Raw genomic sequence first — 26270 nt, 5'->3', positions numbered from 1 at the left:
GCATGCTGGCAAGTCTGGAGTCCTAGGGCGCTCACATGGAGTGGATCGTGATGACTGCCCCGACCGTGGACGAGGCGCGAGTCCGCGCACTCGATGCACTGTCCGTCGCCGCTGAGGATGCGGACATCGAGGTCCTGGCGACGCCGACGCGCTCGCATTGGGGACTCCGGCACCACCCCGCTCGAGTGCGGGTACGTGTGCGCCCCATGGGCCCGCCGCCACGCGTGGGCGAAGCTCGGCGTGATCGGCGACAGCGTCGGCGATCCGGCGGCGGCGGTCGCAATGCGAAACGACGGCCGAACGCCGGGCAGGGCCAGAACGGCAGCGGCAAACGATCCCGCCGTCGTTCCAGATCAGGTTCGCGCTGACCCGGTACGGCTCACTTCGTCAATGGATGCCGCTGCTGCGCGACCTTGAGCTTGAAACGCTTGTTGGGCGACATTGACGGGAACGGACTGATCTTCAGCTTGTAGTTCGACGGCGAAATCTCGAAGGTGAAGTAGTGCGCGAGCATCAACAGGCTCATCAGCATCTGCAACTCCACCATGTGAGAGCCAAGACAGCTATGCGTGCCAAGACCAAACGGTGCGTACCCCGGCGTTCGGTGCTCGCCGCGTGAAGGCAGGTAACGATCGATGTCGAATGTGAAGGGATCCGGAAAAACTTCGTTCATGTAGTGCGGTGCCGTCGTGGCAATGAACACCTTGGAGCCGACCGGCAATTCGTAGTCTTCAACGACGCATGCGTTCATCACCGTGCGGATCGACATCGGCACCGTCGGCCACAGTCGCAAGCACTCCATGATGAAACGTCGAGTGACGTCGATGGCGGGAGAACTCAGGTCATCTGGCGACGGATCTCCGTTGCCGAATAAGGCATCGGCTTCCGCCTGGATCTGCTCATATAGATGCGGCTGAGACACCATCGCATGCAAGATGAAGCTGAGCTCGTCTCCCGCGTACATTCCCGCGAGTACCGGTGCTGAGAAAGTAAAGCTGAGATTTGATTCGGGTACGAAAATCGGATCGCTGGTGTGCAGACTGAGTACGTCGTCGGCAAGATCGCGAGGACACCCGGCCCTCTGCGCGGCCGTGTGCGATTCCAGAACGCGCTCGTACAGAATGTCAACCACCTTCTTCTTGCGCTTCATGCGTGGCGTATTGAGCATGAAGTTCGGCAAGACGTTGACGACTTGGGTCATAAGCACCCGGGACTTATAGGCGATGAGGTCATCGATGACATCATCCGCTTCGATGCTCGCGAGGAACGGCGTGACCTGAGCGCCGGAGAAGCCGCGACACATGGATACAGCTCCAAATGTGTCGCCGACTTGCCACTTGCCGATGTGGGTTCGAGCGTGCTGATATACCGTCTCCAGCTGCTGCTCAAACCGCGCTCGGCCGTAACCAGCACGCAGCGATTTCCGCATGCGGAAATGATCTGCACCATCCAGCGCGGGCAACAATCCGGAGGCGTGATAGGCAGTCTCGAGACCTCGGAGATAATCACTCGACCTGAGATGCATGCGACCATGACGATGAACCCAGCGATTGACGTTGGGTCCCGATAGGAAGGTGATTTCCTGCTTGGAGAATAGGGGGCTGAGCCTGAAGACAGGACCGAACTCTTCAGTCAATTGTGCATAGACGGCAGGGATATTCCCCCGAATGAAATGACGATTGAGCAGCAGTTTGTTCAGCGGCAGCTTGGGTACCGATTTCGTCAGCGCAGAGCTTCTGAGCAGAGACGCCACCAAGTTGTGCGCGACGGCATCGGCGATGGCCCTGCCGATCAGGTCCATCTGGCAGATGAGCTGGACCCGCTCCTCCGCTTCGTCGTCGAGCTCGAAGATGAAGCGCAGAACATCGCAGGTGTGGGCGAGACCGATGATGATGACGTCTCTCGGGCTCGGTATTTCACCAAGCAGAATCGATCTGCCAATGCGTGTCTTGATGAAATGGACCGCCGTGTCGTCGTCATCGCTGGCGAAGAAGTCGCTGTGCCGGGCCGCTGCCGTCAAACTCCAGAAGTCGCCATCGTGATGCTCGAGAATCCCGAGCCCGACCAGTTGCTCCAATGCCAGGTCGATCATCATCTCGGCGCGTGGCGCGAGACGCTCCACCCAGTACTGGGCACTGCGCTGTTCAGGCTCGTTGGAGATCTGCTGGAGAGCGAGGTCCAAGATCGGCTTGCCGGTCGGCGTGGGGTCCAGCAGGATCAGCGATTCCATGTCGGTGTCAATGCGCGCCTGCAGCGAGAGCTCGGCCAGCGCCGCACCGGCCATGGCGCAATTCAGGTGCCAACCGGGAACCTGATGGAAGTAGCCGCTCTCCTCGCTGAGCAGCACCAGGATGAGTTCCTCGGTCAGGTCGAGCGGTTGCGAAGCTGCGACTTTCGTCGATGCCGTCGGTGCAATAGTCAAGTGACGCTCCTGATCACGCCGGCCACGGTGGACAGCCCGGCGTCCGGGAAGATCGTCCCAAGTGTACGGATACTTGGGGGTGAGGGGTGCAGCACCGGCTACCCGGCCTAACCTGCCGGCATTGCTTCGGATGGAGAGCGCGCCTCGATGACCGCCCGACCCCAGCAGGATACGAACATTAGTTCGCTTCCACCATTCCCGGAAGGCTGGTACTTCGTCGCGACGCTCGAAGCTGTCGAGAAAGCTGGCTTGATTCATCGAACTTGGATGGGCGAAGAGATCGTCATCTGGTCGAATGCGGCTGGCCAGATCTGCATCGCGAGATCGATATGTCCCCACCTGGGCTCCGATCTGGGACCTGAAGCCGGGGGGAAAATCGTCGACGGCCGACTGGTCTGTCCCTTTCACGGATTCGAGTTCGAGGCCAGCGGGCAGTGCGTGGCCACGCCATCTGGAGCGCCCGCCCGTTCAGCGCAGCTGGACCTCTTCGAAGTGCGCGAGACCGAAGGCCTGATCTTCGGTTGGTGGGGCCTCGGAGGACGACCTTCGCAGTGGCAGTTGCCTGATGTCCCTGGAACCGGCGACGACTGGACCGATCTGCAGATCCGGACGATTCGGTTTGCCGGCCATCCGCAGGAAACCAGCGAGAATTCGGTAGACATCGCGCACCTGAGCTATATCCACGGCTACCACAACGTCGCCAACGAAGCGCCGGTGTTGATTGACGGGCCGCGGCTTGAGAGCCGATTCGGTTTCTCGACGACCAGGAGAATTGCCAAGCTCGCCAAGCTCACCCTGCATGTATCAGCGATTGCCCACGTCGTGGGACTGGGCTACTCGTTCGTCGAGTTCCAAGAGCGTTCGATCGGCATTGATGCCCGGTTGTGGGTGTTGGCGACGCCGGTTGACGGCACGCTCATTGACATGTCCATCGTCTCGAGGATGCGCACACTGCACAAACCCAAGCGACCGATCGCCGGCCTGAGCTTCTTGCCGCGACGGATGCGAGCACCCATCATCAACAAGTTCATTGCGGATCTTCAGATTCGAGACGTTCAACAGGATGAGATCATCTGGAGCCGCAAGCACTACGTCCCGCGCCCCCGGCTCGTGCACACGGATGGCGAAATCATGAAGTACCGGGCGTATTGCACCCAGTTCTACGCCGATGAGCCTCTGTGCGATTCGTCGCGACCCTGAGCGCCGCGTCCCGTCCCTATGAACGTCGGGAACTTCAGGGGCTACGCGGCCGCGGACCCGTAGGCTGAGCCGCGCTCACGACGTGCGAGCAATGTGACATCAGCACGCGTTGACAGCTTGCGTGCGGCGGGCCACGACCTATGCGAGCCCGATCAGAGGTGATGAAGATGACAGGTGAGACAACGACAGCCGAACAGCAGGCCATGGTGCAGGAGTTCTTGGATGGCTTGGTGCAGGCGTTCGGCATCGAGGCGACGGCGGTTCCCGTCGCCGCAGATGACGACAGCTTTGAAATCAATCTTGAAGGCGCCAACGAGTCCCTGGGATTGCTGATCGGTCCGCGCGGACGTCATGTGGTGGCACTTCAAGAAGTCGCCAAGACGATGCTGCAGCGCCGGCTTCCTGGCGTGCGACGTGCTCGCGTCCGGGTTGACGTCGGCGGCTACCGGCAACGACGCCGTGAAGCACTCGAGGCATACGTTCGTGAGCTTGCTCAGGCCGTGGTGGACCGGGGGACCGAACGAGGACTCGAACCGATGAACGCAGCTGACCGCAAGGTTGTGCACGACACCGTGAATGAAATCTCGGGTGTTGACACCATTTCGGTCGGCGACGAGCCGCGACGCCGGGTCGTGCTCGTGCCATCGAGTTCATAGCGGGCACGTTCCTGGCCCGGGCAGCCCGACCCGCGTGGCTAGCGCGCGTCAGCAGCGGGCAGCTCGTTCAGAAGATCGGCCGCTTGCGGATCTGCTTCCAGGCTCGCGGGTAGACGTCCAGGTGTGACGGCTGGCGCGTCAGAACCGCAAAGGTGGGCTCCCCTCCGCTCAAGCCGTCGAAATCCCAGCCGAGCTCGGCCAACCCGTCGACCGGCCAACGCGCGAGCCCGTCACGCGTCGTCAGATGCGGCGGCTCGCTGACCACCAGCCTGCCGCCGGGTTTCACTAGGCCGCTGCTGCACTCCGCGACTGCCCCTGGCGGGCCGAATGCCCGGCTGACGACACCGTCGTATGCGTGTCGATGCTCGGGTTGGTGTGCAAGCTGCGCGGCATCCCCGCTGGCAATCCGGACTCTGTCGCTGATCCCGAGGCGACGAACCGCGTCCCTCAAGAACTCCGTTCGGCGCTCGGACCGATCCAGCAAAGCGAACTCGACGTCCGGTTCATCGAGGGCCATGACGAGCCCCGGCACTCCCCCGCCGCTTCCCAGATCGCACCAGCGTTGGCCCGGTTCAGGACGGGCTGCGCCGCAATGGGCCCGCGCGTGCTCGACATGTGCTTGCAGATCGCCTGTTCCGAGGTAACCGAGCCGCTGACCCCGCGCGAGCTGATCCAGGAGCAGATCGAGGGCCGGATCCATGGCCCCAGTCACCGTAGTCCAGACGTTTCACGTGAAACATCGGACGTCGGGACCCCGCCGCGCGTACAGCGACGGCGTACTCTCAGAGGCGAAGCCGTGGCCCGAGCGGCCCGTGAACGGGAGACAGAATGGGCCGGATCATTGCGGTGACGAACCAGAAGGGCGGCGTCGGCAAGACGACGACGGCCGTCAACCTGTGTGCGTCGCTCGCGGAAGCCGGTCAACGGACCCTCCTCGTCGACATGGATCCGCAAGGAAACGCTGCGACTGGTGCCGGCATCAACCCGCGTGTGCTGGATCTTTCGATGTACCAAGTCCTGCTCGGGGCTGCCGACCTGCAGGACTGCATCCAGTCGACCGAGATCGAGAACTTCGCCGTCGCGCCTGCGCGGCTGGAGATGTCTGGGGCCGAAATCGAACTCGTGTCCGTCTTTAGCCGTGAGTTGAGACTCCGTCACGCACTGCAACCGCTGATCGACGATTACGACTACATCTTCATTGACTGTCCCCCGTCGCTCGGTCTCCTGACTGTCAATGCCCTGAGCGCAGCCACGGAAATCCTGGTGCCCGTCCAGTGCGAGTACTACGCGCTCGAAGGACTCGGCCAGCTGCTGCACAACGTCGACATGGTGCGAGAGGGGCTCAATCCTGCCCTCGTGATCAGCGCCATCGTGATGGTCATGTACGACGCCCGGACCCGGCTCGCGGCCGAAGTGGTCCGAGATGTACGCCGGCACTTTGGAGACCGGGTCTGCAGAGTCGTCATACCTCGGTCAGTACGACTGTCGGAAGCGCCGAGCGTCGGCCAACCGGTGACCGTCTACGCACCGTCGAGCCGAGGCACCGTTGCATATCGGGAGCTTGCCCGGGAAATTCATGAACGAGGAGATCCCCACCACGGCGTCGTCGATCATTCCGCAGGCGCCCAAGCCGATGGTGCTGATGATGCCCACGACACCGACGAGCGTTACGACGTAGTCGAAGGAGCGTCGACATGAACGCCCAGCGAGGTCTTGGACGTGGGCTCGGCGCGCTGATCCCGACAGGCCAGTCGGCTTACCGCGAGGTCCCGCTCGGCGCTGTCGAGGTCAACCCCTTGCAACCCCGGCGGCACTTCGATGCGGCGTCGCTCGACTCGCTCGCCGACTCGATCCGCCAGATTGGCGTCCTGCAGCCGATCGTGGTGCGTGAGACCGGCATCGTCGGGCGTTACGAGATCATCGCTGGGGAACGCCGCTGGCGGGCAACCCAGATTGCCGGCCTCGACACCATCCCGGCAGTCGTGCGTGCCGCCGATGACGAATCGAGCCTGACGCACGCCTTGATCGAGAACGTCCACCGGGCGGATCTCAACCCTCTGGAAGAGGCTGCCGCCTACCGGCAGCTGATCGACGACTTCGGTGCCACGCACTCCGAGCTCGGGCGCCGGATGGGCCGCAGCCGAGCGGCAATCACCAACTCGCTGCGGCTCCTGTCACTGCCTGTCACCGTGCAGCGCTTTCTGCTGGACGGCGAGCTCTCGGCCGGTCACGCCCGCGCGCTCCTGGGCTGCGAGGATCCTGTCGAGATCGAGCTGCTCGCAGAGCGCATCGTGGACGAGGGCTGGTCGGTCCGTGCGGTTGAGGAAGCTGTCAGATCCTTGGGCACCTCACCAGTGCCCGATGTCCAGCCGGCTTCGAATGATGAACGGGACGCGGGTGCTGCAGCTGCTCCCGAAGCAGAGCGCCCGGCTGCAGTCTTGGAGGTAGAGGCAGCATTGTCTGTCGCCTTGGCGACCTCGGTGGAGGTTCAGATGGCGAGCCGTGGGGGACACATTGTCATCAGATTCGCCGATTTGGCCGACCTATCGCGGCTCTTCGACACCATGACGGCCAACTTTCCAGAGTCGCTTGAAGGTTGACGTTATGCGGGGAGCAAGTTGAATCTTCGGCGCTGACTCGTCAGACGGGCCGGATTCACAGCCTCAATCTGAACTTGTTGTCCACTTCCTGTGGACAACTTGGGGAGAACGAGAAGCGGCTTCGCAGTCACCCGCGGCACGGTGAGACCACGAACAGGCAGACAGGATCACGCAGCGGAAATCACGCAGACGGCTGGGTGACCAGCAAGTCTCGCGTGGACTGGGCTACGGCGCTGGCTACCTCACGGTTGCATTCCAGGAGGATGTCAAGCCCTTCAAACCTGCACAGGACTGCGGGCATGGCGCTCTCGCGCAGCATCGGCAAGCCCATGCCGCTCGTCGGCATTTCACCGAACATTGGTTCGAGCCGCTCGGCAATATCTGCGGCCAGCCGCTGACCAGCCCGGCTGACGAAGTGGCGTCCCTGGAAGTAGCTAATCGAAGGTGCTGTGGGCTTCACTTCGAAGCCGATGTACACGGCTGCGCCGAACCGGTTGACCTGCGCCGCTTGCGCGGACCAGTCGGGATGGTGCACCGTAAGAACTTCCGCACCGTTGCGCCCGACGGCCCGCCTGACCGACGCGGTGACCGGTTCGAGGCCACCGGCTTCGCCGATGGCAATCCGGTGGCCCGCCAGTTGGCCTCCCGCGGATTCCAGCCGTTGACGCTCGGTGATGTGCGCTACCACCGAAGCATCGCCGAGGGGACGCACGAGTCGCTGCAGCGTCCGCAGGGTATGACCGCCGCAGACGCCGTCTCCGCCGAGCCCCATGTTGAGCTGGAAGTCAGCCAGCGCCCCCGCCGTCAGCGGGCCCCAGATGCCGTCGATGCGCCCGACTGAGAATCCCAGCGTGCTGAGCATGCGCTGCACCTCGGACACGTCGTCGCCGCGCAGCTGGGGAGTGCGCAGATACAGCAGGCGATCTCCGAGGCGCTGGCCGGCCTCGATCAACAGGGACCAGGTCTCAGGACCGCAAATGCCGTCGACATCGATGGAGCGGTGGTGCTGGAATGCCCGAACAGCGTCGGCCGTCGCAGCATCGAAGATCCCGCTGACTGGGCCGTTCCAATGGCCTGTCGCGCTCAGCCGGTGCTGGAGGTCTCGTACGTGCGGACCTGCCGCGCCGATGCCGAAGGGTCGGATCAGAGGAATTCGCCGATCTCAGCCAGCAAGGCACTCTTCGGCTTGGCGCCGACCAGGCGCTTCGCCGGTTCTCCGTCCCGGAACATGATGAGCGTCGGGATGCTCATCACCTGGTAGCGCATCGCCAAGTCGGGGCTCTCGTCCACGTTGACCTTCGCTATGCGGATGTTGTCTTGCTCCGCAGCGATCTCTTCGAGGATCGGGGCGATCATCTTGCACGGCCCACACCACTCGGCCCAGAAATCCACCAGCACTGGGCTGTCAGCGCTCCCGACGGTCTCGTCGAATGTGCTGTCGTCCAAGGTGGATATGCCTTCGGCCATTGGGGGCTCCTCATGTCGCGATTACAGCGAGGCTAATGCGCCGACTTCGATATACGGCGGCTGATCTGGCAGAGCTAGTGCCCGCGAGCCTCGAGCCAGCGCTCCGCGTCGATAGCGGCTTGGCACCCCGAGCCCGCAGCGGTCACCGCCTGCCGGTAGTAGTCGTCCTGGACATCGCCGCAGGCGAAGACGCCGGCGATGTTGGTCCGCGCGCTGCCGGCCTCGGTCACGAGATAGCCGTTCGGCTTGCGATCCAGCCAATCCGCAAACAGCTCGGTATTCGGCCGGTGACCGATGGCGACGAAGAGCCCGGTGACATCGAGCGAGGAGTGCTCGCCGGTCTGGGTGTCTTCCAGCGTGAGGCCCTCGAGCCGCTCGTCGCCGTGAATCGCCTGTACGCGACGATTCCACAGGAACTCGATGCGGTCGTTGTCAAACGCGCGGTCCTGCATGATCTTCGACGCCCGGAGCTGGTCACGCCGGTGCACGAGGTACACCTTGGACGCGAAGCGTGTCAGGAACAGGGCCTCTTCGAGAGCGCTGTCGCCCCCTCCGACCACGGCGATCTCCTGATCCCGGAAGAAGAACCCGTCACAGGTTGCGCAGGTGGACACGCCGTGACCGATCAGACGCTCTTCGTCGGGCAACCCGAGCAGCAAGCTCTGGGCCCCGGTCGACACGATCACCGTGCGGCCGAGATAGCGGTCGTCGCCGATCCAAACAGCAAACGGTTGTTCGCTGAAATCCACCTTGGTCGCCTTGGCGGTGCGGAACTCGGCGCCGAACCGTTCTGCCTGTGCCCGAAAACTCATCATCAGCTCGGGTCCCATGACACCGTCAGGAAAGCCGGGATAGTTCTCGACGTCGGTAGTCAGCATGAGCTGCCCACCAGGTTGATCGGAGGTTGATGACGGTTCACCCTCGATGACCAGCGGCGCCAGCCGGGCGCGGGCTGTGTAGATCGCTGCGGTCAGGCCTGCGGGACCGCTTCCGATGATGATGACGTCACGTACCGCCACGGCGTCGTCAAGAGTGCTGTCAGCATTGGTCATGTGTGAGCCGTCCCGCGGCGACGGCGCTTGGACCACGCCCATGCGCCAGCGACACCGAATGCTGCGCTCGTGATGAGATGGGCTGCCCATACATCGCCGGGCACCACGATGTCGAGCGCTCGAACTGCCGCAACTGCGACGAGCACCACGACACCCACGGCGGCCGTTGCGATCGCGACGCCGTAGACGAGCGCGCGAACAGCGGTCACCAAGGGTCCGCTTGTGCGCGAGCGGACAGCTTCGACAGCATCGGTGAACCTGGCCACGGCTGCGTCGATGCTGTCGTCGACCGCGGGATCGGCGTCGGGTTCCGACGCGCCGTTGCGCCCTGTCTTCGAACGGCCGGCGCCGCGCACGGGGCTCATCGGCGGCAGGCTAGTGGTGAGTCTCGGCCGCACCCCGCGATCACCCATGCCCGAACCGCCATGGGGCAGCTGACCGCTACGGCGTCACGGCATCGGTGCCCGTGGGTGCCTCCTGCGCCCCCGATGTCGTGCTGACGTCGATCCTGGAAACCGTGACCCGGTGCCCGCCGCTGGGAAGCTCGTCGCCGAGGTCGGTGATCCACACCAGCAGAGCTGCAGCATCGGCGGCGGGCAGATCGAGCGTCGTCGAACCGGTGATGTCCGAAGCGACCGCCACGGGGTTGCCCCAGTCGATCAGCGTCCGGTTCCGCTCGGTCGAGACGTACACCTCGATCGACCAGCCCACGGTGGGGGAGTCGATTGCCAGGCGATCTAGGTGTGCTGGACCGCCGGGAGCGAGCACGATGATGAGGCCGACGCCGTCCTTCAGACCGCCGAAATCGCGGGTGCTGTAGCGCGCCGTGCTCCAGCCGGTGGTGGGATCGCCGTCGTTGATGAAGATCAACCGCTCGGGGTGCTCGACCCGGTCGTCGCCCGCTGGGTCGAAGTCGGTGATGGACTCCAGCGGCACAGGCACGCGCCGCAACGGCGTCGTGGTCGTGACAGGGACGGTGGACTGCGGCGTGGTCGTCGTAGCCGCAGGGGGCCCGGTCGGTGCCACGGTGACGACAGGCGGCGATTCGCCACTGGGATCGACACTCGGAGCGGTCGTGGCAATGGCCTGCGCCGCTGGGCGCTCGGATTCTTCGGGCTGCTCTATGAAGAGGGCGATGCCGACGAGGGTCGCAGCGGCGGCCACCAGCACTCCTACCGGCGCGAGCCAGTGGCGCTCGGTCTGCCATACCGACCTGCGGTCGGTGTGGCCGTCGTCGGCGTGCGGCAGGTCGTCGACCACCGAACGCAGGGCGAGCAGCATCGACGGCACGTCAGGCCACGGGTCTGACGCACTGATGGCGCGCGCCAGCACCGGCGCCACCACGTCAGGCACCGCGGGATCCAGCTCCCAGGTGCCGTCGGGTCGTCGCTGGGGAGCCGCGCCGGCGATCAACCGATGGGCGAGCACGGCCACCGACATCAAGTCGGCCCGCCGGGTGGCGGGGATGGTGACCGCGTCGTCGGTCGGCGGACCGTTGAGGATGACCCAGCCGACCTCAGCTCGCCATCCGATGTAGTCGGCGTCGACACCGCCGTGGGCGAAACCCGAGCTGTGCAGAACCGCCAGAGCCTCGGTCACCGCGATCACGATGCGGACGGCTTCGGCCGCAGCGAGCCGCTTGATGTCGCCGTTGGGCGCGGTGAGTTCGTCGACAAGCAGCCTGGTGGGCAGCTGCTCGGTGACGATGGCAAAGTGCTCGACTTCGTCGTAGGTGTCCAGGATGTGCAGGAGGCCGTGATGCTCCACCCGAGCGAGAGCTTTGGCCTGCAGGCGCAGCCGGTGCCCGATCTCGCTGTCGGCGGACGACCTGCGGATGGTCACGGGCCGATTGAGCGTCCGGTCGAGACCTGACCACGTCTCGACCGCACCCGGCTGAAGCAGTTCGCGCCGCTCGTACCGCTCGCTTGTGATGCTGGAGTCCGTCATCAGCGCGTCGACGGATCCCGCGAGGCCGGACCTGGGGGGTCCGCAGCATCGGCTGTTGCGGTCACTCCGGTGAGACGGACGCGGGTTCCCGCTCGATGAAGACCACACCGATCGTTCCGGCACCCGTATGCGCGCCGACCACCGGCCCGATCATCATCACCTCAGGTTCGGCATCGGTGAGGGGGGCGACTCGGGCCACGAAGTCGTCGACGTCTGCGCAGTCGGCGTGCATGACGGCGAGCCGTTCGATGTTCGCGCGTTCGGTTGACACCAGATCGACCAGGTGTGCGAGCGCACGTGTGCGTGTCCGCTGCTTGCCGGCCGGTTCGACGCGCCCATCGGTCACCGTGATCAACGGCTTGATCGACAGCACCGATCCGAGCAGTGACTGGGCTGCCCCGATGCGGCCACCCTTGCGCAGGTTCTCCAAGGTGTCCAAGGCAGCGTGAATGCGGACGCGCGGCGCGACTGACTGCACGAAATCGACAATCTCTGTGCCGCTGGAGCCGTTGGCGGCGAGCTCGGCTGCAGCGATGACGATGAGGCCGAGTCCCGCGCTGACTGAGCGGCTGTCCACGACGTGGCAGGGAAGCTCAGCGTGCGCCCCGGCTGCCTGCTGGGCAGCTTCGATTGTGGCCGAGAGATCGCCGCTCAGCGTGATGACGACCACTTCGGGAGCGCCCGCGTCCACTGCACGCTGGTACGCCTGCGCAAAAGCGCCTGGCGCGGGTGCGGCCGTGGAGGGCAGCTCGGGGTCGGATCGGCAGCGCTCCCAGAAGTCGGCCGTGCTCAGCTCGACCCGGTCGACGAACGTCTCGGTGCCGAATCGAATCTCCAGCGGAACGATCGTGATGCCAAGCTCGGCGACGGCGTCGTCGCTGAGATCGCAGGAGCTGTCGGTGATGATGTGCACCGGTGATTGGGTTGTCATGGCTGGGAGCCTCCTTCATCGCCGTCGGACGACGGTCGCGTCGCCTCGCCGGCTGTGCCGTCGGGGGAGCTGCCGTCGGGGCGTCGACGCCAGTTCAGCATGAGACGGGGCAGCTGTGAGATCAGTGCTTGGGCGGCGGGCAGTTTGAGCGCCAGCCCGCAGCCGAGGTGCACTGCGACCATGAGCGCTGCCACGGCAGCGAATCGCAGCACCGCAGGCAGCACGTCGAGCGCCAGTGATGCCGGGATTCCGGCAGCGAGCGCGACGGCGGCAGGCACTAGGTGGCGCGCTCCCGAACCGCCGAACAGCCGCTGTTCGGGCCAGTCGGTGCGCCGTGGCAGCCCGCCGCGCGCGGTCCGCCGCGCCAGCACCGCCCGGCGCAGCAGTCCCATCTCCACCCACGCGCCGACAGCCGCACCGAACGCGAGCCCGACCGCACCCAGACGGGCCGGCAGCGCCGGATCGGAACGGATCTTCGAATCCAGCAACGACCAGGTGGACTCCCGCGAGAACAGGTCGATGTCGCCGAAACCGGTCAGGGCACCGTCGATGACCAGGACCCGGTCCAGCGGCAGCATCAGCGCTGCGCCGATGACCAGCGAGACAGCCAGGCGGATGGCGGCAATCACCGCAGCCGTCCGTGTGTCCCTCGCGGCGAACAGAACGTTCTGGCACAGCCGAGATGCCACCAACGGCACCAGACCAAGCGAGTAGGCCCCGAGGACGAGCGCGATGAGCGCGATGTCGTCATCTGCGATGGCATTGCGCAGGCCGGCCAGGTTGAAGATCGCGTCGCTCAGCGGAGTGCCCGCCGCCAGGTAGATCGCTGCAACTCCGGAGACCCCGAAGACCGTGGCGCACAGGCGTTGCGATGTCCGCTCCGCGATGACTGCGGTGTCACGGGCTCGACTCAGCTCTGTCAGTTCGGCTGCAGCGATGCTCGTGCCGATCAGGCTCAGCGGCAGCAGGTACAGCGTCTGCGCGGCAGCCATCGCCGCCGCGGCCCCGACACTGAGCAGAGAAGCGAGCGCGAGATCCAGGAACGCTGATATCTGCAAGACCCCGCGACCTGCAACGGCGGGGCCGAAGCGCTTGATGACCCCGGCTGCTTCGTGCTCGCGCCAGCGGAAGTTCAGCTTGATATGAGGATCGGCACGCCAGACGCCACGCAACTGGACTAGGACCTGTCCGGCCGCGCCCGCGGTGACACCCCAGGCCAGCGCCGTTGCCCGGCTGGTGCCGGCCACACCCCACAGGATCACACCGACGAGCACGGCGATCTGGGTGGCGTTCCACACCACGGGCGCCACATAGGACAGAAAGAAACGCCGATGGCTGTTCAGCACTCCCAGGCACCACGCGCTCAGGACGGCCAGCGCCGTGCCGCACACAGTGATGCGCACGAGGGTGACGGTGAGCTCGAAGCGATCGCCGACGAAGCCCCAGGCGATAAGTCGCACGAGCGGTCGCGCCGCGAAGATGCTGATCAGCGCCGCAGCGGCGGTGACTGCGAGCAGGAACGTGGCAACAGCGCCGGCGAGCCGGCCGGCGGCACGTTCGTCGCGCTCGCTGAGCGAGCTGTACGCCGGCACGAACGCTCCTGACAGCGCGCCCTCGCCCAAGAGGTTCTGCAGAAAGTTCGGGATCCGCATTGCTGCGGCGAAGGCGTCGCCGATGGTGCCGATTCCGAGGACGTTGGTGACCAGTGCCGTGCGCGCCAAGCCAGACAGGCGCGAGGCGCCGATGCCGGCGGCGGCCGCCGCAGCGCCCTGCCGTCGGCGCAATTCGGGCCGTCGGCGCATATTGGCGCCCAGTCGCTGCCCGCTCAGCCGGCGAGCCGCAGTTCCACCTGCTGGCGGGCTTCGTCCTCGGTCACGTCCATGCTGATGGACAACTCGGAGACGAGGATCTGGCGGGACTTCTCGAGCATGGACTTCTCGCCCGCCGAAAGACCCTTGGCGTTCTCGCGCAGCGCGAGGTTCCGTACCACCTCGGCGACCTGGTAGATGTCGCCGGACTTCAGTTTCTCCTGATGATTCTTGAAGCGACGGCTCCAGTTGGCCGGCTCGCGTACGTCTTTCTTGGCGAGCAGCTCGAAGAGGTCCTCGACGTCATCGGTGTCGATCGGCGGTCGCATGCCGACTTCGTCGACCATGTCGGCCGGGACCTTGACCGTCAGCTCGCCGTGCGCCGTCTTGAGCACCAGGTACTCGCGCGACTCGCCGAATTCATCCCGCTCCTCGCGCGCCGTGATCTCCGCTGCACCGTGATGTGGGTAGATCACGCGGTCGCCAAGCTCAAACTTCATCGTCACCTGCTCCGCTGCCGACTGCTGCGGGAGCCGAATGAGACCCGCGCCGGACAGCTAGAAGGATGCCAGAAAGTGATCTAGCTGCCACTTCGGGAGCAAGCCGCCCCGAGCGTCAGTGAGCTGGCTGCGTCGACGCCAGATCCGCTCAGCCGGCGCCGATCGGGTAGCGCCGGATGAGGTGGTTCCAACCGCAGTCGGGACACACCTCGAGTTCATACGCCACGAAGTTCCCGCGGCGCCGTGCAACGCGCTGGAGTTCTGCGTCCGACAAAACGCACTTGCCGCCGCTGCCCATCCTGGGTCCGAATACATAGCCGACGATGCGGAGTTCGCCGTCTGGGCACAGCGGGCAGCTGCGGCCGAGCGGCGGAGCTGCGTTGCGAGCCGCCCGCAGCAGTTCAGGGTGGGCATCGCACGCCTCAGCACGTGAGACCACGCCGGCTTCCACGTCCGCCAGCAACCGTCGCCGCTTGAGCCGGTAGTCGACTGAGCCCGGCACCGGCGATGCTGGCTCGGGTGCGATGTAGGGCTGGAGCGCCACGCGGTTCACGATAGTTGCGTGTCTCGAGCCTGATCGCGCTCTGCCGGCTCAGCCGTCTCGCTGACGATCCCACTCGCGAAGCAGTTCACTGGCGCGCTCTGGGCTCAGCGGACCGAGCTCGATCTGCCGCTCCCGCAGCCAGCTCAGTGCTTCGCCGACGACTGCGCCGGACGCCTCGAGCAGCTCCATGACACGGTGGCCATCGACGGGAAGGCAGCCGAGCGCCGGGCCTTCTGCGGTGCGCACTTCGGTCAGCCACGCGTCGAATGGCTCGATGAGGGGACGGCCCCACGCACGCAAGGCGACGAGCGCGGCGTCGAGGCTCGCATCGTGATCGATGACGAGACGGCGGGCGACGGGCCGCCACCCCGCATCCTCGGCGATGTCTGGCGTCGGAGCGTCAGCGCTCGCGACCTCCACCGCGTGGGCGGCTCGCAGAATGGAGCGAGTCGCCTTGATCGTCGCGCCCTTGATGCGCAACGCGGACAGGCAGCGTGCTGCTTCGGCGTCATTGCCGCAGACGGGTCCCAGCAGGATTGCCCAGCGGAGCGGGACACGGTCGCCGTCGCCGTCGACACTGTCCAGCGCTGCCGCGGGAACCTCGGCGTCCGAGGCGCGCCATGGGTGCACGAGATCGCCGAGCAGCCCGGTCACGGCGAGAAAGTCGGCACCTGCCGCGACGCTGGGCAATTCGAGGAGTTTGGTGAGTTCGGTCGCGATGCGTTCGCGCGACACGATCGCCAGCCGCGGGCGCACGCTGCGAACGGCAGCGATGAGTTCGGGTCCTGCTGACAGGTCCAGCTGTGAGCAGAACCGTGCCGCACGCAGCATCCGCAGCGGGTCGTCCGAGAACAGTCCTTCTGGCTCCGAGGGTGTGCGAAGGACACCGTTCGCCAGATCCTGCATGCCTCCGAACGGATCCAGCACAGCCCAACCCGGCATCTCGACAGCCATGGCATTGACGGTGAAATCCCGCCGTCCCAAGTCGGTGGTGATGTCGGAAGAGAAGCGGACGTTCGGCTTGCGCGACTCGCGGTCGTAGGACTCTGCACGATGGGTGGTGATCTCCACAGTCGTGCTGCCTCGGCGCGCACCCACGGTGCCGAAGTTCTTTCCCTGGTCCCAGATGGTGTCGGCCCAGTCGGCGAGGAGTTGAGCGATCCGATCCGGGAATGCGTCGGTCGTGATGTCGATATCGCCTGTCAGGCCGCGGCCCAGCAGCGCGTCACGCACGAGCCCGCCGACCAGAAAGAACCGGTGCCCTGCGTCGGCGAACGCCTCGGCCAGCATCCCGATTCGCTCATTGAGTTCGGGCTGGTAGGCATCGCTGAACGTCGCAGCGGGCCGGGCCGCTCGGACAGGAGTTGATGACGTTGGGCTCGATCCCGCTGATTCGGATCTCGTTGGGTTCGATCCCACCCGTCCGAGAGTACAAATCAGAGTTGATCTCTTCGTTGTACCCTGCGCGGCGCGAGCGACATGGACCGTCCATCCTCTGACGGCACACCCGCCTTGCGGCGGCCGCCGGCTTCCGGCACGCCGGGCGCGGCGACCCACGGGTCCAGACGGTCGCGCACCACACCTGCCGCGATCCGAACCGGTCGACGCTGGGCTCGGGTCTTGCTGTGGCTGGGTGCAGCAATGTTGGTCGCCGTCGGCGTGGGGAGCCGAGCGCTGGACACCTTGGGGGCTCCGCCGGCCCACGTCGAAGTGGCGCCGAGCGTGCTGTACGACCGTCACGGCTCAGCGCTCGCCGAAATCGGGCCCCCGGTCTCGCACGCTTCGTTGGGTCTCGAAGACTTGGCTCCTGCGCTGGTCGACGCCATCCTCGCGACGCTGGATCCGTTGTTCCTCGAAGGCGAAGGCGTCGATGCGTCCTTGTATGTCGACTCGGTGCGACGCCTAGGGACCGTTGCTGAGGGCGGGGACACCGGTGACGGGATCATGCGCCGGTACCTCGACACTGTCCACCTCTCCGATGGCAACGTGATCGCCGAAGCGCGGTTGCTGCTAGCGGAACTGCGGCTCGCCCGCGAGCTGAGCCGTCCGGAGACTCTCGAACGCTTCGCCAACGTCGTCTACCTGGGCCGTGGTGCGTACGGCGTACACGCCGCAGCAGCAGCCTGGTACGGGATCCCGGCGTCCGATCTCACGGTGCCGCAGGCGGCGTATCTCGCGTCGCTCATCGATGCGCCTTGGGGCGTCGACGCGCCATCAGCAGATGCAGACGATCCGAACCGGACGGCGCGCCTGCGCCGGGACCAGGTGCTGGTGGCCATGTTCGAGAACGGCATGCTCACGCCCGACGAGCTGGCCCTCGGCCGAGCGACAGCAGTCATCGAAGGGATCCGGCCGGCCGCTGATGTGGGCATCGTCGCCGGGTCGGCTCGCACGGCTGCGCCCGACGCAGCCTCGGGCGGGTTCATCCGGCTGCTGGTTGCCGATGCCGGCCTCGCGACCGCGACAACGAACGCGTACCTGCAGCTCGTCGAACGCTACGGAGTGCATCGCGTTGTCACCGGTGGCCTGCACGTCACCACGAGCATCGACCTGCCTGCGCAGCGGGCCACCTTGGAGACGATCCAGAACCAGCTCGGCGCCGCAGCGGACGCGGAGGTGGTCGTGCTGGACCGCAGCGGCGATGTGCGTGTGTTGTTGAGCCTCAAAACTGGAGTGGCCACGGGTGCGCAGCCGTCGGGGGGACTGCGCGACCGACCGGTCGGCGACCTCGGCGGGTCGGATCCCAGCACGCTCGGGTCGTTGATCGGGCCGGATCCCGCAGGCGGCAACGCCGGGGCTGCCGGCGACGTCGTCGAGGTGGCGTCGGCATTCGGCGTCATCGCTGCCGGCGGTGCCGAGCGGCCTTCGCGCATCGTCCTGGAGGCCGCCACCGCGCCGCACCGGCCGCTTCGGGACCGGGATCTCGATCGCTGGCGTATGACCCCGCGGCCCGTGCTGGAGGCTGATGCAGTCGCTCAGATGCGCGCAGGCATGGACGAGCACTCGCTGGCATCGGGCGTGACTGCCTGGGGCCGCGCAGGAGTCGTTCCACACACCGGTGATGCCTGGTTTGCCGGCTGGACGTCTCACTACACGGCCGCTGTTCGCGTCAGCCTCGGCAATGCGGATTCGGCTGCCGCCGCGACAGCCGCTCGCGAGCTGTTCCTCGCAGTGTTGGAGCCATTGCAGTACGCGCCGAGCTCATCGGTCAGCCCGCCCCGGTGAGGTCGTCGGCAGGTTCGCTAGGTCGGGGTCTGACGGGCCGGCAGCGGGGGTGACCGAAAATTCAGGTGCGATCCGCCGCCGCTGGGCCTAGCGTTGCGGGAGCACCACGGGCGCTCTTGTGCCCGAAGCGCCTCAGGTGCCATTGGCGTTTGCCAGCGGTGCCTGTACGGGGCCTGCTCATTGGGGCCGGGCTCGCAGGCAGGTGCGCCAACCCATACCTGCCCCGCGAGGGGCCCCGCTGCGGCGGGTCCACAGGAGGATGCCCCCAATTGCGCGCGTATGAGCTGATGGTCATCTGTGACGGTGACCTGGAGAATTCCGAAGCCCGCACTGCCATGGACGAGATCCAGGGCCGGATCTCCGAGATCGGCGAGGTCGCCTCGTTCGATTTCTGGGGTCTGCGAGACTTCGCGTACGAGATAAACCACAAGACACGCGGCTACTACTCGGTGATCGAGCTGCGGGCCGAGCCCGGGGCGATGGACCCGGTAGAGCGATATCTGCGAATCGCGGACGGCGTCGTCCGCCACAAGCTCATCCGACTCCCTGACGACGAAGCGCAACGGCGCGGGCTGCTCGATGGGACGTCGGCAAACAGCCAATAAGCGGAGGCGTCATGGCTGACAACACCATCACCGTCGTGGGGAACCTGACCCGCGATCCCGAACTTCGATTCACCCAGACCGGCCGTGCCCGGGCGCTGCTGGGCATCGCCGTGAACCGGCGATGGATGAACCGCCAGACCAACGAATGGGACGAACAGGTCTCGTTCTTCAACATCGTCTGCTGGGCCGAGCTGGCCGAGAACGTCAGCGAATCGCTGGCGAAAGGCAATCGCGTCGTCGTCACGGGCCGGCTCGAGCAGCGGAGCTGGGAAACCCAGGAGGGCGAGCAGCGCAACGTCGTCGAGATTGTCGCCGACGAGATCGCGCCCTCGCTGCGCTGGGCCACTGCCGAGATCACACGGACCCCGCGGGGACCGGGGGCTGAGAGTGCCGGCGCCCGTGAGCGTCGCCCGTCCAGTCCTGGCTGGGACGGCGGGGACGCGCCCGCACAGCACGCTCCTGAGGAGGAACCCTTCTGATGCCACCACGCAAGCGAACCGGTCGAGCGCGGACGAAAGATCTGCGCAACCGCCCGCGCCGCCGCAAGGTCAGCCCGCTGACCACGGCGGGGGTGTCCTACGTCGACTACAAGGACGTCGAGTTGCTGCGGTCGTTCATTTCCGAACGAGCCAAGATCCGGGCCCAACGGGTCTCGGGGAACAGCCGCCTGCAGCAGCGCGAGGTTGCCCGGGCTATCAAGACCGCCCGCGAGATGGCCTTGCTCGAGTACGCGCGCCGGCCGATGACCCAGCGCCGCGGCGACAAGCGACGGGGACCGCGTCCCGGTGACGATCGCCGGCCGGGCCCCGAGCGCGCCGAGGCACTTGCCGACGACGAGCAGACCGACCTTGGGGACCCGTTCGACGATCAGCGCGACGACGCAGCCAGCCCAGAGCCGGCTGCGGTCGCGGGGGAGCAGGCATGAAGATCGTGCTGCGCCGCGACGTCGACGGCGTCGGCACCGCAGGCTCGGTGGTCGATGTGGCCGACGGGTTCGCCCGCAATCACCTCATTCCTCGCGGGCTGGCCTTGCGCGCGACCGAGGGCACCGTCACCCAGGCCGCGGCGATGGCGCGGGCACGGTCGGCGCGCGACCTGCGCGAGCGCGAGACAGCCGAGGGCGTGGCGAGACAGTTGGTGGCCGAGGGCGTGACGATTGCCGCTCGGGCAGGATCGGGCACGCACCTGTACGGCTCGGTCACCACCAGCGAGATCGCCACCGCCGTGACTGCGCGGACCGGCGTGGACGTCGATCGGCGGAAGCTGTCGCTGCCCGCGCCGATCCGCACCATCGGCTCGCACGAGGTCTCTGCGCAGTTGCACCCTGAGGTGGCGTTCACGTTCAACGTCGAGGTCGTTGCGCTGAGCTAGGCAGGCACCGAGCCGGTGGGCACGACGGTGCCTGCCTTTGTCGGCTGTTGTCACACCCCCCTGGTGCAATGGCGCCATGGCCTTACCCCGCTGTGGTGCCTGTGGACAAGCAGCCGCTTATGCACATGCGGCAGAGCCGATTTCCACCGGAAATCCCAGTGATGTGCCCAAGCGTTCCAGAGGGTCCGCACGGCAGGATCGCGGGCGATGAGTCTCGCCGAGTTGTCGACGGATGTCGCGCGCCGAGCTGGCGGGCGGTTGCCGCCGCAGAACATCGACGCGGAGGAGTCGGTGCTCGGGGCAATGCTGCTCTCGAGCGATGCCATCGGCGCTGCCGTCGAGCGACTCGATGCCCAGCACTTCTACGTGCCCGCCAACGGCCTGGTCTTCGATGCAATCGAGACGCTGTACATCTCATCAGAACCGGTCGACTGCCTGACGGTTGCCGACCAGCTCGAACGCACGGGCAATCTGGCGGCGGCCGGGGGTTCCGAGCGGCTGCTGGCGCTCGAAGCCGCCACACCGACGCTGGCCCACGTCGATCGGTACGCGCGCATCGTCGAAGACAACGCCTTGCTGCGGCGGCTGATCTCCGTTTCTGCAGAGATCTCCGAACTCGCCTATGACCGCCCCTCCGACACCGCCGCTGCCATCGACCAGGCCGAATCGCTGGTGTTCAGCGTGGCTGAGCGCCGCATCGTCGACTCCACCGAATCGCTGCATGACCTGCTCGACCAGAGCCTCGACCGGCTTGAGGAGCTGTACGAGCGCGGCGACGCGTTCTCGGGATTGGCGACCGGCTTCTCATCGCTCGACAACATCCTGTCGGGGATCCAACCGTCGTCGCTGGTGGTGGTCGGCGGTCGACCCGCCATGGGCAAGACAGCCTTCGCCCTGACGATGGCGTCCAACGTGGCACTGGAATTGCAGGAACCCGTGCTGCTGTTCTGCCTCGAGATGAACCACGCCGAGCTGACAGGTCGTCTGCTGGCATCCGACGCACGGGTCGACGCCACGCGGGTGCGGACTGGTCAGCTGCGAGCCGAGGAGTGGAATCGCATTACGCGCAGCGTGGGCCGCCTCGGCGATGCACAGATGTGGATCGATGACAACCCCAACGTGACGGTCGCCGAGATCCGCGCCAAGGCCCGGCGTTTGCGCAGCCGCTTGGGCAGCTTGGGCCTCATCGTTGTCGACTACTTGCAGCTCATGAGCGGCCGCGCCACTGCCGAGAACCGTCAGGTGGAGATCGCCGAGATATCTCGCGGCTTGAAGATCCTGGCTCGCGAGCTCGAGACGCCGATCGTGGCCCTGTCGCAGCTGAGCCGGAATCTCGAGTCCCGCGGCGACAAGCGTCCGATGCTCTCGGACCTGCGCGAGTCGGGCTCCATTGAGCAAGACGCTGATGTCGTGATGTTCATCTACCGCGATGAGGTGTATGACGAGGACACGACTGACCGGGGCATGGCTGAGATCATCGTCTCCAAGCACCGCAATGGCCCCACCGGCACGGCACGGGTGGCGTTCATGCCGCAGTACACGCTCTTCGCCGACATGGCGCACGAGACGTGAGCGGGGTGCCCCCATGGCCCGATCCGGTGGAGGCCTTTCTGCCTGCCGTGGGTGCCACGCCCTTCCTTGGGGAGGATCTCATCCCGTACCTGGTGCTGGCGCTGGGCGCGGCGCTGCTTGTCGGCAACGTGGCAGCAATGGCGCGACCGCGGCGTGCCGGAGAGAACGGCGAGACGGTGCGGGCGCCGGCGTGGCGTGCCGTGCCGCTTGCCCTCGTCGGACTCGTGGCATCCATCTGGGCGCTTGCAACGCTCGTGGCCGGGTGAGGTGAGCGGGTGAGGGGAATCGAACCCCCGTTATCAGCTTGGGAAGCTGAAGTTCTGCCATTGAACTACACCCGCGGGCGAAGGCCAGAGCCTAGAGGAGGTGTGTGGTGATCCTGTCGGACCGGAGCATCCGTGAAGCCCTAGAGAAGGGCCGCATCATCATCGAACCCTTGGGTGATGCAGCAGTGCAGCCCTCATCGGTGGATCTGCGGCTGGATGCCACTTTCCGGGTGTTTCGCAACCACACCCGTCGAGTCATCGATGTCATCGAGGACCAGACCGACCTGACCGAGGAGGTGGAGGTCGCGGCGGGCGACGCGTTCATCCTGCACCCCGGCGAGTTCGCGCTGGGCTCCACGCTCGAGCGCGTGGCCGTGCCGGACGATCTCGTCGGGCGCATCGAAGGCAAATCGTCGTTGGGCCGTCTCGGCCTGCTCATCCACACCACGGCTGGTTTCGTGGATCCCGGCTGGGACGGCTACCTGACACTCGAGTTGTCGAACGTGGCCAACCTGCCGATCACCCTGTACCCGAGCATGAAGATCTGCCAGATCAGCTTCATGGAGATGACCACGCCCGCCGAGCACCCCTACGGCGCCGAGCTGCTGGGCTCCAAGTACCGGGGCCAGCGCGGCCCCACACCGAGCCGCTACCACGAGAACTTCCGCTCCCGCCGCATGCTGTAGGCCGCGCGCCGGAGCGTTGCCGGCACGGTGGCAGGGCTCAATCGTCGGCGGCTTCGAGGGCGTCGATGAGGTGGATGGAGATGTCGGCCACCTTGACCTCGTCGTCCTCGACGCCGTGGCCCTTCACACCGTCGTCGATCATGATGTAGCAGAACGGGCACGCCGTGGCGATGCGGTCGGCGCCGGTGTCGAGCAGCTCGCGTGAGCGCTCGTCGTTGACCTTGGTGCCGATGGTCTCCTCCATCCACATGCGCGCCCCGCCGGCCCCGCAGCACATGCCCTTGGTGCCGTTACGCGGCGCCTCCACAATCTCCACGCCGCCGAGACTGCCGATCACGTTGCGGGGCGCGAGGTACACGTCGTTGTGGCGGCCCAGGTAGCACGAGTCGTGGTACACCACCCGCTCGTCGAGGCGGGCATTGCTCAAGTCCAGGCGCCCGTCGGCCACGAGCTGCTCGAGGAACTGGGCATGGTGGATGACCTCCCAGTTCCCGCCGTACTGCGGGTACTCGTTGCGCAGCGTGTTGAAGCAGTGCGGGCACTGGGTGATGACCTTGCGGACGCCCATGCCATTGAGCGCCGCGATGTTCTCCGCAGCGAGCATCTGGAACAAGTACTCGTTGCCCGACCGGCGCGCACTGTCACCGGTGCAGTTCTCGCCCGGGCCGAGGATGGCGAAGTCGACCCCGGCGCGCCGCAGCAGCTTCGCCGTGGCCACCGACACCCGGCGGTTCTTGTCGTCGAACGATCCGGCACAGCCCACCCAGTACAGGTACTCGTGTTCGAACGGGTCATCGACGTCGACCACCTCGACATCGAGACCGTCGGCCCAGTCGGCCCGCTCGCCGTTGTTGAGGTTCCACGGATTGGCGTTGTTCTCCATGCCCCGGAACGCACCGCCCAATTCGGCGGGGAACTCGCTCTCCATCAGCGTCAGGTAGCGCCGCATGTCGAGGATCTTGTCGAGGATCTCGATGTTCACCGGGCAGTTCTCGTCGCACGCTTTGCACGTCGTGCACGCCCAGAGCTCATCGTGGGTGATGCGCTCGAACACCGAGTCGGCAGACACGGTGATCTCGGCATCGGTACCGATCGGCGGCGTCACCGCTCCGTGCTCACCGGTCGCCGCCATGATCTCGCCGGTCTTCAGCACGATCTCGCGGGGATCGAGCGGCTTGCCCGTGGCGTGAGCTGGGCACACCGCCGTGCAGCGACCGCACATGGTGCACGCATCGGTGTCGAGCAGCTGCTTCCAGGTGAACTCGTTCACCATTGACACGCCGATGGTCTCGATGTCCTCGGCCTCCATCAGGTCGGGCACCATCCGCATGGCGCCCTTGGGCCGCTCCCGGTCGCGCAGGTACATGTTGAGCGGCGAGGTGAACATGTGCCGCAGCATGGTGATGGGCAGCATCACCAGGAAGGCCATGAAGCAGCCCACGTGGGCGATCCACCACACCTGGTGCCAGCCGCGGATGTTGGCGAGACCGTCGAACGCAGCCGACAGCGGGTAGCCGACGAACGACCACTGCTCGTATGCAGGCCTGCCGTCGATCACGATGCGCATGGCCTCGGCCACGAAGCCGGTGGCACCGAGCGCTGCCAGCACGACCAGGATCATCATGTGCTCGGGCCGCGACTTGATCCGGATGCGATACGGGCGGGCCACGTAACGCCGAACGATGGCCCACACTGCACCGGCGAGGAAGATCACACCGGCGAGATCTCCGACGAAGCTGAATCCTTGGTAGGTGGGTCCGACGAGGAACTTGGCCGCCGTGGGCAGTTGGTGGTTGATCTCGAGTGTCGTGGTGACGGCCAACAACACCAGGAACCCGTAGTAGAGCAGCGCGTGCATGACACCGGCAGCGGGGTCGCGCAGCAACGTATGCATGAGCACGCCGCCGCGGTAGTCCGCCAGCCGGCGATGAGCGTTGCGGGTCGTCGTCGAGCGCCGGTCCGGCGCGCCGCGCTGCCAATTGAGCGTGCGCTGGGCGAAGTTCCACGCCCCGTAGAGGATCAGTGCGCACGTCAGCGCGTAGAACGCGAACTTGACCCCGCCCGGAATGTTGCCGAAGACCTCGCGATGAGCCGCGTCGGTGTCGTCGTGGAACTGCAGTACGGCCGCCGCGATGCCCGAGGCGGCAGTGACTGCTGCGAAGGCAATGCCGATGCCCAACACCAGATGGTGCGGACGCAGAGGTGGCTTGTTCACGCTGGTGAAGTTACTTGACGCCCCCGCTGCGACCCGGAGTCCCGATGCGCCTGCGGTCGGTCACCGCGCAGCGGACTGCGCTGCAACGAGGCTTCAAGCGTTGTTGCGATTCAGCCGTAGAGCTTGCGGTTCGCCTTGCGGAGGCGGCCGGCCAGCTCCGACAGCAGCTTGTGCGCCACTGACGGCGTGCTGTCGATGATGCCCTTCAGCGCGCGGCGGGACAGCATGATCGCCTCCATGTCGGTGGCAGCCACCACCGACGCGGTACGCGGGCCGTCATCGAACAGCGCCATCTCGCCGACGGTGTCGCTCGGGCGGAGTTCGGCGACCTTGCGGCCGTTGCGCCGCACTACAGCAGTGCCGCTGACAATCACATAGGCATAGCTGGCACTAGCGCCGCCGCTGCCTTCCTCGACGATGTTGTCGCCGGCAGTGAAGTCGACCTGCTCAGCGGCACGTGCGATGTGCTGGAGTTCCTTCCTGCTGCAGTCTGAGAACAGATCGATCTCACGCAGACTCTCCACACGATTCGCCACAGACATATCCCGCTCCTTGGGTGAGTGGCCGTTTGCGCTGGGACTGCCAAGGCCCCACGAGCGCCGGACCGTAGCACGCGCTCGGCCCCAAAGACGCGCCAGAGGCTACCGCCCCCGATGCGGCTCTTGCCATCTCAGGCATCGGAACGGACGGCCGAGGTGCAACTTTGATGCCCTACGGGTGCTGAATAAAGGCTGCACATGCGCGCTGTCATCGAGGTTGCGTGCAATCGGGCTCGGCGCGTGCGACGCTTGGGGTCGCCGAACGGTTCGAGAATTGCGGTCGGTTCGGCGCAGTCGGGAGGACGCAATGGTTGAGGAGTCCGTGGCGATGGTGACCGCGGTCATCAAGCCACACCGTCTGGAGATGGTCCTCGAAGCGCTCCGTGACCTCGACATCACCGGGCTCACGGCGTCAGAAGTTCGGGGATTCGGCCGCCAGGGCGGCCACACGGAAACCTACCGGGGCACCGAATACCACGTCGACTTCATCCCGAAAGTCCGCATCGAAGTGCTCGTCGCCACCGAACTGGCGGAGCGGGTCACCGACGCGATCGTGGAATCCACCCGCACCGAACGCATCGGCGACGGCAAGGTGTGGGTCACGTCGGTCAACAGCGTGGTGCGCATCCGAACCGGCGAGCGCGGCATCGACGCCCTGTAGGCG

At 66.0% G+C, this 26270-nt stretch carries 27 protein-coding genes, 1 tRNA gene and 2 pseudogenes; 14 read left to right on the top strand and 16 right to left on the bottom strand.

The window, feature by feature from the left end; genetic code table 11:
• Positions 1–35: 35 nt before the first annotated feature.
• Positions 36–368 (top strand): Jag N-terminal domain-containing protein, encoded by a 333-nt coding sequence (locus ACOGW9_RS02145; protein ID WP_419907921.1) that lies wholly within the window; start codon positions 36–38, stop codon positions 366–368.
• Between the two features lie 11 nt (positions 369–379).
• Here the strand turns inward: ACOGW9_RS02145 and ACOGW9_RS02140 are convergent, their stop codons facing one another.
• Entirely contained in the window at positions 380–2680 is a 2301-nt protein-coding gene (locus ACOGW9_RS02140; RefSeq protein WP_419907919.1) for a cytochrome P450, read from the bottom strand.
• A 9-nt stretch (positions 2681–2689) separates the two neighbouring features.
• Here ACOGW9_RS02140 and ACOGW9_RS02135 point away from each other — a divergent pair, with 9 nt between their 5' ends.
• Both ACOGW9_RS02135 and ACOGW9_RS02130 read left to right on the top strand, forming a co-directional pair.
• On the top strand, positions 2690–3622 hold the full coding sequence (locus ACOGW9_RS02135; protein ID WP_419907918.1) for a Rieske 2Fe-2S domain-containing protein: 933 nt from the start codon (positions 2690–2692) through the stop codon (positions 3620–3622).
• Between the two features lie 167 nt (positions 3623–3789).
• Positions 3790–4278 carry a protein jag gene (locus ACOGW9_RS02130; protein WP_419907916.1) on the top strand — a complete coding sequence of 163 codons (489 nt, stop codon included), beginning with the start codon at positions 3790–3792 and terminating at the stop codon, positions 4276–4278.
• A 67-nt stretch (positions 4279–4345) separates the two neighbouring features.
• Here ACOGW9_RS02130 and ACOGW9_RS02125 read toward each other — a convergent pair whose 3' ends face one another.
• Positions 4346–4978: a 16S rRNA (guanine(527)-N(7))-methyltransferase RsmG gene (locus tag ACOGW9_RS02125; RefSeq protein WP_419907914.1), complete on the bottom strand. Its 633-nt coding sequence runs from the start codon at positions 4976–4978 to the stop codon at positions 4346–4348.
• Positions 4979–5124: 146 nt separating this feature from the next.
• Here ACOGW9_RS02125 and ACOGW9_RS02120 point away from each other — a divergent pair, with 146 nt between their 5' ends.
• Complete coding sequence (locus ACOGW9_RS02120; RefSeq protein WP_419907912.1) at positions 5125–5976, top strand: ParA family protein; 852 nt, start codon at positions 5125–5127, stop codon at positions 5974–5976.
• A complete protein-coding gene (locus ACOGW9_RS02115) occupies positions 5973–6878 on the top strand; it encodes a ParB/RepB/Spo0J family partition protein (RefSeq protein ID WP_419907910.1) in 906 nt (301 codons plus the stop codon). The genes ACOGW9_RS02120 and ACOGW9_RS02115 overlap by 4 nt, the downstream gene beginning before the upstream one ends.
• Positions 6879–7059: 181 nt before the next feature.
• Here ACOGW9_RS02115 and ACOGW9_RS02110 read toward each other — a convergent pair whose 3' ends face one another.
• From ACOGW9_RS02110 to ACOGW9_RS02060, 11 genes and pseudogenes are all read right to left on the bottom strand, one after another.
• On the bottom strand, positions 7060–7830 hold the full coding sequence (locus ACOGW9_RS02110) for a peptidoglycan-binding protein (RefSeq protein ID WP_419907908.1): 771 nt from the start codon (positions 7828–7830) through the stop codon (positions 7060–7062).
• 9 nt (positions 7831–7839) lie between these two features.
• Positions 7840–8007: pseudogene (locus ACOGW9_RS02105) on the bottom strand (peptidoglycan-binding domain-containing protein); the annotation flags it as partial.
• A 14-nt stretch (positions 8008–8021) separates the two neighbouring features.
• Positions 8022–8345: a thioredoxin gene (gene trxA, locus ACOGW9_RS02100; protein ID WP_419907906.1), complete on the bottom strand. Its 324-nt coding sequence runs from the start codon at positions 8343–8345 to the stop codon at positions 8022–8024.
• A gap of 74 nt (positions 8346–8419) precedes the next feature.
• Positions 8420–9397, bottom strand: coding sequence for a thioredoxin-disulfide reductase (gene trxB, locus ACOGW9_RS02095; protein WP_419907904.1), 978 nt, complete (start codon positions 9395–9397; stop codon positions 8420–8422).
• Entirely contained in the window at positions 9394–9762 is a 369-nt protein-coding gene (locus tag ACOGW9_RS02090; RefSeq protein ID WP_419907902.1) for a hypothetical protein, read from the bottom strand. Before ACOGW9_RS02090 ends, trxB begins: the two co-directional genes overlap by 4 nt.
• Positions 9763–9838: 76 nt before the next feature.
• Complete coding sequence (locus ACOGW9_RS02085; protein WP_419907900.1) at positions 9839–11344, bottom strand: hypothetical protein; 1506 nt, start codon at positions 11342–11344, stop codon at positions 9839–9841.
• 61 nt (positions 11345–11405) lie between these two features.
• Positions 11406–12275, bottom strand: a complete 870-nt coding sequence (locus ACOGW9_RS02080; RefSeq protein ID WP_419907898.1) for a DegV family protein — start codon at positions 12273–12275, stop codon at positions 11406–11408.
• Positions 12272–14077: a murein biosynthesis integral membrane protein MurJ gene (gene murJ / locus ACOGW9_RS02075; protein ID WP_419907896.1), complete on the bottom strand. Its 1806-nt coding sequence runs from the start codon at positions 14075–14077 to the stop codon at positions 12272–12274. Before murJ ends, ACOGW9_RS02080 begins: the two co-directional genes overlap by 4 nt.
• 23 nt (positions 14078–14100) lie before the next feature.
• The gene (locus ACOGW9_RS02070; RefSeq protein ID WP_419907894.1) at positions 14101–14583 is read right to left on the bottom strand and encodes a CarD family transcriptional regulator; all 483 of its coding nucleotides are present in this window, start codon (positions 14581–14583) and stop codon (positions 14101–14103) included.
• A gap of 148 nt (positions 14584–14731) precedes the next feature.
• The gene (locus tag ACOGW9_RS02065) at positions 14732–15127 is read right to left on the bottom strand and encodes a DUF5318 family protein (RefSeq protein ID WP_419907892.1); all 396 of its coding nucleotides are present in this window, start codon (positions 15125–15127) and stop codon (positions 14732–14734) included.
• Between the two features lie 48 nt (positions 15128–15175).
• Positions 15176–16546: a CCA tRNA nucleotidyltransferase gene (locus tag ACOGW9_RS02060; RefSeq protein ID WP_419907890.1), complete on the bottom strand. Its 1371-nt coding sequence runs from the start codon at positions 16544–16546 to the stop codon at positions 15176–15178.
• A 222-nt stretch (positions 16547–16768) separates the two neighbouring features.
• On the opposite strand from ACOGW9_RS02060, the gene ACOGW9_RS02055 reads away from it, so the two are divergent.
• From ACOGW9_RS02055 to ACOGW9_RS02025, 7 genes and pseudogenes are all read left to right on the top strand, one after another.
• Positions 16769–18352, top strand: coding sequence for a transglycosylase domain-containing protein (locus tag ACOGW9_RS02055; RefSeq protein ID WP_419907888.1), 1584 nt, complete (start codon positions 16769–16771; stop codon positions 18350–18352).
• 269 nt (positions 18353–18621) lie between these two features.
• Positions 18622–18957: a 30S ribosomal protein S6 gene (gene rpsF, locus ACOGW9_RS02050; protein ID WP_419907886.1), complete on the top strand. Its 336-nt coding sequence runs from the start codon at positions 18622–18624 to the stop codon at positions 18955–18957.
• 11 nt (positions 18958–18968) lie between these two features.
• Positions 18969–19436: a single-stranded DNA-binding protein gene (gene ssb / locus ACOGW9_RS02045; RefSeq protein WP_419907883.1), complete on the top strand. Its 468-nt coding sequence runs from the start codon at positions 18969–18971 to the stop codon at positions 19434–19436.
• Positions 19436–19696 (top strand): annotated as a pseudogene (gene rpsR, locus ACOGW9_RS02040) (30S ribosomal protein S18); the annotation flags it as partial. The gene ssb and the pseudogene rpsR, both read left to right, overlap by 1 nt.
• Before the next feature lie 182 nt (positions 19697–19878).
• Complete coding sequence (rplI, locus tag ACOGW9_RS02035) at positions 19879–20328, top strand: 50S ribosomal protein L9 (RefSeq protein WP_419907881.1); 450 nt, start codon at positions 19879–19881, stop codon at positions 20326–20328.
• 207 nt (positions 20329–20535) lie between these two features.
• Positions 20536–21900, top strand: a complete 1365-nt coding sequence (gene dnaB, locus ACOGW9_RS02030; protein WP_419907879.1) for a replicative DNA helicase — start codon at positions 20536–20538, stop codon at positions 21898–21900.
• On the top strand, positions 21897–22166 hold the full coding sequence (locus ACOGW9_RS02025; RefSeq protein ID WP_419907877.1) for a hypothetical protein: 270 nt from the start codon (positions 21897–21899) through the stop codon (positions 22164–22166). Before dnaB ends, ACOGW9_RS02025 begins: the two co-directional genes overlap by 4 nt.
• A 4-nt stretch (positions 22167–22170) precedes the next feature.
• On the opposite strand, the gene ACOGW9_RS02020 is transcribed toward ACOGW9_RS02025, so the two are convergent.
• Positions 22171–22241: transfer RNA gene (locus ACOGW9_RS02020), tRNA-Gly, on the bottom strand.
• 32 nt (positions 22242–22273) lie between these two features.
• Here ACOGW9_RS02020 and dcd point away from each other — a divergent pair.
• Positions 22274–22852, top strand: a complete 579-nt coding sequence (gene dcd, locus ACOGW9_RS02015; protein ID WP_419854931.1) for a dCTP deaminase — start codon at positions 22274–22276, stop codon at positions 22850–22852.
• Positions 22853–22889: 37 nt separating this feature from the next.
• Here the strand turns inward: dcd and ACOGW9_RS02010 are convergent, their stop codons facing one another.
• Together ACOGW9_RS02010 and ACOGW9_RS02005 are read right to left on the bottom strand one after the other, a co-directional pair.
• Positions 22890–25067 (bottom strand): heterodisulfide reductase-related iron-sulfur binding cluster, encoded by a 2178-nt coding sequence (locus ACOGW9_RS02010; RefSeq protein ID WP_419907875.1) that lies wholly within the window; start codon positions 25065–25067, stop codon positions 22890–22892.
• A gap of 110 nt (positions 25068–25177) precedes the next feature.
• Positions 25178–25609 carry a cyclic nucleotide-binding domain-containing protein gene (locus ACOGW9_RS02005; protein WP_419907873.1) on the bottom strand — a complete coding sequence of 144 codons (432 nt, stop codon included), beginning with the start codon at positions 25607–25609 and terminating at the stop codon, positions 25178–25180.
• Positions 25610–25913: 304 nt separating this feature from the next.
• Here ACOGW9_RS02005 and ACOGW9_RS02000 point away from each other — a divergent pair, with 304 nt between their 5' ends.
• Positions 25914–26267, top strand: coding sequence for a P-II family nitrogen regulator (locus tag ACOGW9_RS02000; RefSeq protein WP_419907871.1), 354 nt, complete (start codon positions 25914–25916; stop codon positions 26265–26267).
• Positions 26268–26270 lie beyond the last annotated feature (3 nt).

It is taken from the genome of Candidatus Poriferisodalis sp. (assembly GCF_965203655.1).
GTDB lineage: Bacteria > Actinomycetota > Acidimicrobiia > Acidimicrobiales > Poriferisodalaceae > Poriferisodalis.
This window is presented reverse-complemented; position numbering and strand designations above follow the sequence as displayed.